At 73.3% G+C, this 6114-nt stretch carries 3 protein-coding genes; 1 reads left to right on the top strand and 2 read right to left on the bottom strand.

What is annotated here, in order from left to right; all coding sequences use genetic code 11:
- Positions 1-458: 458 nt before the first annotated feature.
- Entirely contained in the window at positions 459-3971 is a 3513-nt protein-coding gene (locus KBX53_RS19140) for an ABC transporter ATP-binding protein/permease (RefSeq protein ID WP_210860782.1), read from the top strand.
- 14 nt (positions 3972-3985) lie between these two features.
- Here KBX53_RS19140 and KBX53_RS19135 read toward each other — a convergent pair whose 3' ends face one another.
- Together KBX53_RS19135 and KBX53_RS19130 are read right to left on the bottom strand one after the other, a co-directional pair.
- Positions 3986-5053, bottom strand: coding sequence for an NADH:flavin oxidoreductase/NADH oxidase (locus KBX53_RS19135; protein ID WP_030337635.1), 1068 nt, complete (start codon positions 5051-5053; stop codon positions 3986-3988).
- 69 nt (positions 5054-5122) lie between these two features.
- Positions 5123-6114: dicarboxylate/amino acid:cation symporter (locus KBX53_RS19130; protein WP_210860780.1), on the bottom strand; the 992-nt coding region annotated here is incomplete at its 5' end.

Here is a 6114-nt window from a genome sequence, read left to right as displayed (position 1 = left end):
CACCACCCACACGACAACGGCCCCCACGGCGCCGAACCGGCCCGCACAGCCGTGATCCACTCGGGTTCCCGGAAACCGGGGCATCCGGGACGCCGGGACACCCCGACTTCATGAAACCCGAGTCGATCAAGAACCCCGAAGACGCCCCGTCGGGTGTTCGGCCGGGCGTACGGGTCGTCCGGGCCGTGCCGTGCGGTAGGGGCGGGCCCGGGACGGATGGTCGATGGCGGACGGGGCCGACGGTCGACGGCGGACAGGGCCGACGGTCGATGGCGGACGGGGCCGACGGTCGATGGCGGACGGGGCCGATGGGTGACGGCGGACGGGGCCTGGGCCGGTCCGCCGCTGCTCCTGGCTGAACCGGCGGAGGCCCTGCTCAGGACCGGAAAATCGGTTGAGTTGACGGGTTGGCGCCGGCAGGCTGAGGTCTCCGCCACCCACGTCCCGGAGGACTTTCCATGCGCCTGCTCCGTGATCTGTGGGGCACCTCGACCCGCCGTATGACGATAGTGGCCGTTCTGATCGTGGTGGGCGCCGCTGGGCAGGCGGGCGCGTCGGCACTGGCCGGCGCGGTGCTGGTGCATCGTTCTGCTGGCTTCTTCGCCGTGTTGGCCGGGGCTCTGGTCGCTGTGGTCCTCAGCGACCTCGCGGTGAGCCTGTTGATGGCCGGCCTGACCGCCGACTGGTCCGCCGACGTGCGTCGCCGGCTCTGTCGCGTCGCTCTCGGGCAGGACCTGCCCACCCTGGAGACCACCCCGGTGGGTGAGCTGCTGGACCGCATCGACGGGGATGTCTATCAGGTGGCGTCGGCGGTTCGTAACCAGGGCACCCGGCTGGCTCAGGGCCTCTGCGTCGGTCTGTTGTCGATGGTGGTCGCGCTTGTCGTCTGGTGGCCGGCGGGGATCGCGATGCTGCTGCTCACGGTGGTGCTCGCAATCGGACTGCGTCGGCCCACGGCACGGATCGGCCCGGCCCGGATGGCCGAGGAGGAGGCGTGGTCCGACCTGGCCGCCGTGATGGAGGAGGCGGTGCACGGCCAGGATGACGTACGCACCAGTTTGGCGCGGCCGTACGTGCTGCGGTTGTACGCCCGGCGGGCCGCTGCCGTGCTGTCGCGGGGCAGTGTGGTCTGGGTGTTGTCCGCCCGGGTGGCGACGGTGGCCACCGCGACGATCCGGGCTGGCATCGGCGCGGTGGTGCTCGGCGGTGCGTGGGCGTTGGCCACCGACCGGATCGACGCCGCCCGGCTCACCGCCATCTGGCTGCTCGCCCTGGCGTTCGGGGCCACCGCGGAACATGTCAGCCGGATGGTGCCGGAGATCCAGGAGGCCCTCGGCGCGTGGGCGCGGGTGCAGTTGCTCTACAAGGCCCGGCAGGAACCGGTCGGCGGGGCCAGCCCGAGCGAGGGCGACCTGCGCATTCGGGACCTGACATTCGGGTACGGGGAGAGTGGCCGGGGGGCCGCGCTACGCGGGCTCAGCCTCACCTTCGCCCGTGGTCGGTCGTACGCGCTGATCGGACGGACCGGTTCGGGCAAGTCGACGTTGGCGAAGGTGCTCACCCGGGCGGTCGACGTGCCGCCGGGCACTGTCTTCCTCGGCGGCACCGACCTGTGTGACCTCGACGTCGAGCAGTTGCGCCGCTGGGTGGCGCTGGTGCCGCAGCGTACCGAGATCCTGGCCGGCACGCTCGCCGAGAACGTCGCGCTCTTCGACCCGGAGCTGCTCGACGCGGCGGCCCGGGCGCTCGACGAGTTGGGCCTGGCCGGTTGGATCGCCGAGTTGCCGGACGGGTTGGCGACCCGGCTGGGGGAGGGCGGGCATGTGCTCTCCGCCGGTCAGGAGCAGTTGGTGGCGTTCGCCCGGATCCTGGTGCGGGAGCCGCACGTGGTGATCCTCGACGAGGCCACCGCGCGCCTGGACCCGGTCACCGAGGCGCGGGTGCAGCGCGCCACCGAACGGCTGCTGCGCGACCGGATCGGCATCGTCATCGCGCACCGGCTCTCCTCGGTACGCCGCTGTGACGAGGTGGTCGTCCTGGCCGACGGCGCGGTGGTCGAGGCCGGTCCGCTGGAGACGTCGACCCGCTTCGCCGAACTGTTGGCGACCAGCCACGCCGCCGCGTACGCCACGGTGACGCCGTCGGGTCGCACCAGCGCCGGCACCGACCTGCTGGTCGGCCCCGACCCGGCCAACGCCTGGCCGAGCGAGCCGGTCGCGTCGGTGCCCGCCCTGGTCGCGCCGGCCGGGCCGACCGCGCCGACCCGGGCCGATCCGCCGCCACTGCCGCCCGTGCCGCCGGCCAGGACGCTGCGGGAGATCTTCCGGCTGTGCACCAATGATCCCCGTTACGGTGCGGCGGCGATCGTGCTGTTCCTCGGCCTCAGCCTGCTCGGGCTGGACGGCCCGGTGCTGCCCTGGCTCTGGGCGGACCTGGTCGACGGGACGGGCAGCCCGTACCTGCCGGCGGTGGGGATCGTCGCCGGGCTGTTGATCACCCTGCCGCTGCCGTTCTACACCCATGTCTGGTTCCCGCAGTGGTGGGTGCGGCAGATGCTGCGCATCGGCCTTCGCCTGGTGCACGGCCAGACCGGGCCGCGTCGGGTCAGCTCACACACCCCGGCCGAGGTGGTGGCGCAGGGTGGGGACACCGAGCGGGTGGTCCAGCTGGCCGACAACGTGCTGGACCAGACCGTCGCGCTGGTGCTCGTGGTCGCCATGTCGGCGGTCACCGGCAGTGTCGTACCCGGGCTGTTCTTCCTCGGCCCGATGGTCGTCTCCGGGCTGGCCGCGACGTTGTTCGGGCCGAAACTGGAGCGCGCGGCCCGGGCGACGGTGGCGGCGCGGGCCGCGTTCGCCACCGCGCTGGTCTCCGCGCTCTCCGCGGCGCGGACGGTGAAGCTCGCCGGCGCGACCACTGCGGTGCTGCGTCACCTGGCGGGCCTGGACGTGCTGCGCAGCGACCGGCAGCGGCGGGAGATCGCGGTGCAGGTGTGGGCGCGTTCCACCCCGTCGATGGCCAGCGGGCTGCTGCCGATCGGCGCCTGGGCGTTGTACCTGAACGGTTCGCTCTCCGCCGGGGCGGTGCTGGTGGCCGTCTCCACGCTGGGTGCGGCCCGCTGGTTCGCCTGGACCACGGCGTCGTTGATCTCGCAGCTGCCCTCGGCGCGGGTCTGGACCCGGCGAACCGCGGCGATGACCGGGGTGAGCGCGTACTCGGCGGGGGTGCCGGAGGTCGACCTGACCGCCGGGACGGCGCCCGCGCCGACCATGCCGCCCCGCCACCCGCTGCGTCGGCTGGACCTGCGCGGCTTCGGGGTGGTGCACTCCGACGGTACGGTGGCCGTCCGCGACGTGGACCTGACCGTGCAGCGGGGCCAGTTGGTGCTGGTCGTCGGGCCGGTGGGGTCGGGCAAGTCGTCGTTGCTGCGCGGGCTGGCCGGGATCGTGCACCACACCGGCGAGCTGGCCTGGAACGGTGACCCGGTCACCGAGCCGGAGCTGTTCCTGCGTCCCAACCAGGTCGGCTACGTCGCCCAGTTGCCCCGGGTGCTGTCCGGCACGGTGGCCGACAACATCGCCCTCGGGCACCAGGTGGACGCGGCCGGGGCGGTCAGCACCGCCCAGCTCGACCATGACCTGGCCGCCGCCGGTGGAGGGCTGGGCCTGCTCATCGGGCACAAGGGCACCCGGCTCTCCGGGGGGCAGTTGCAGCGGTTGGCGCTGGCCCGGGCGCTGGCCCCGCGTACCGAACTGCTGGTCGCCGACGACGTGTCGTCGGCGCTGGACGTCACCACTGAGCTGGCGCTGTGGGAGGCGTTGCGCGGCCACGGTGTGACGGTTGTCGGTTCGACGGCGAAGCGGGCCGCGTTGGTCCGGGCCGACCACGTGGTGGTGCTGCTCGGCGGCACGGTGGCGGCACAGGGCACCTGGCAGGACCTGGAGGGCGACTGGTCGCACCTGGCCGGTTGACCGACGGTCGGGGTTCAGGCGGCGCGGGCGTACTGGGCGGGCCCGGAGTAGGCGACGCCGAGCTTCGCGGCGGCCCGACGCGGCCAGTAGGGGTCGCGCAGCAACTCCCGGCCCAGCAGCACCAGGTCGGCCTCGCCGCCGGCGACGATCTGCTCGGCGTGCTCAGGCTCCACGATCAGGCCCACCGCGCCGGTCGGCACGCCGGCGTCGCGGCGGATCTGGGCGGCCAGCGGCACCTGGTAGCCGGGGCCGAGCGGGACGCGCTGGTCCACGCTCACCCCGCCGGAGGACGCGTCGACCAGGTCGACGCCGACGCCGGCCAGCTCACCGGCGAGCACCACGCTGTCGTCGATCGTCCAGCCACCCTCGACCCAGTCGGTGGCGGAGATCCGGGTCAGCACCGGCACGTCCTCGCCGACCGCGGCGCGCACCGCGCGGGCCACCTCCAGGGTCAGTCGCATCCGGGCGGCACGGTCGCCGCCGTAGCCGTCGGTGCGGTGGTTGGTCAACGGCGAGAGGAACTCGTTGAGCAGGTAGCCGTGCGCGGCGTGGATCTCCACGGCGGCGAAGCCGGCGTCCACTGCGCGTTCGGCTCCGGCCGCGAACGCCTCGACCACACCGGCGATGCCGGCCTCGTCCAGGCTGGTCGGCGTCCGGTAACCGGCGGTGAACGGCTCCGAGCCGGGGGCGACGGGCGTCCAGCCGCCCTCGGCGTCCGGCACGCCGCCGCGCTCCGGCGCCCACGGCCGGTAGGTGGAGGCCTTGAAGCCGGCGTGGGCGAGCTGTACGGCCGGCACCGCGCCGTGGGCGGCGACGAACGCGGTCACCGGCCGCCAGGCGTCGACGTGCGCACCTGACCAGAGGCCGGTGTCCTGCGGGCTGATCCGGCCCTCGGGAAGCACGGCGGTCGCCTCGGTCAGGACCAGGCCGGCGCCGCCGACAGCACGACTGCCGAGGTGGATCAGGTGCCAGTCGGTGGGCAGACCGTCGGGGCCGGCGGAGTACTGGCACATGGGTGCCATGGCGATCCGGTTGGGCAGTGTGACAGCGCGCAGGGCCAGGGGAGTGAACAGGGAACTCATGGGGTCATCCTCTCCGACACGACGACGGGCCCCCGGGGAGAGGGGCCCGTCGTCGTCTGGGTGAACCGATCAGGCAGGAACGGGGCTGAGCTCGGGTCGGGTGTCGGCTGCCGGCTCCGGCTCGGTCAGGTCACGCCGGCCGGCGGACTCGTACGCGGTGCGGTCGAGGGTGCCCTCGCGGGCGGCGACCACCGTCGGCACCAGTGCCTGCCCCGCGACGTTGGTGGCGGTGCGGATCATGTCCAGGATCGGGTCGATGGCCAGCAACAGGCCGGCGCCGGCCAGCGGCAGGCCCAGCGTGCTGAGGGTGAGGGTGAGCATCACGATCGCGCCGGTCAGACCGGCGGTGGCCGCCGAGCCGACCACCGAGACGAAGGCGATCAGCAGGTAGTCGCCGATGCCGAGCTGCACGCCGAACACCTGGGCCACGAAGATCGCGGCGAGGGCCGGGTAGATGGCGGCGCAGCCGTCCATCTTCGTGGTGGCGCCGAAGGGCACCGCGAACGAGGCGTACTCGCGGGGCACACCGAGCCGCTCGACGGAGCGCTGGGTGACCGGCATGGTGCCGACCGAGGAGCGGGACACGAAGGCCAGCTCGATCGCCGGCCAGGCACCGGCGAAGAAGCGCAGCGGGTTGAGCCGGCCGGCAAGGATCAGGACCAGCGGGTAGACCACGAACAGCACGATGGCGCAGCCGACGTAGACGGCGGTGGTGAACTTCGCGAGGGGCGCCAGCAGGTCCCAGCCGTACGAGGCGACGGCGTTGCCGATCAGCCCGAGGGTGCCGATCGGGGCGAGCCGGATGACCCACCAGAGCGCCTTCTGGACGATCTCCAGCAGGGAGCGGTTCAGCGCCACGAACGGTTCGGCGGCCTCGCCGACCAGCAGGGCCGCGGCACCGATGACGACGGCCAGGAAGACGATCTGCAGGACGTTGCCCTCGACGAACGCGCCGACCGGGTTGGTGGGCACGATGCCGGTGAGGAAGTCGGTCCACGAACCGGTCTTCTTCGGCGCCGTGGCGCCACCCAGGTCGAGGGTCACCCCCTTGCCGGGGTTGG

Source organism: Micromonospora sp. M51 (assembly GCF_018070305.1).
Classification (GTDB): domain Bacteria; phylum Actinomycetota; class Actinomycetes; order Mycobacteriales; family Micromonosporaceae; genus Micromonospora; species Micromonospora parva.
This window is presented reverse-complemented; position numbering and strand designations above follow the sequence as displayed.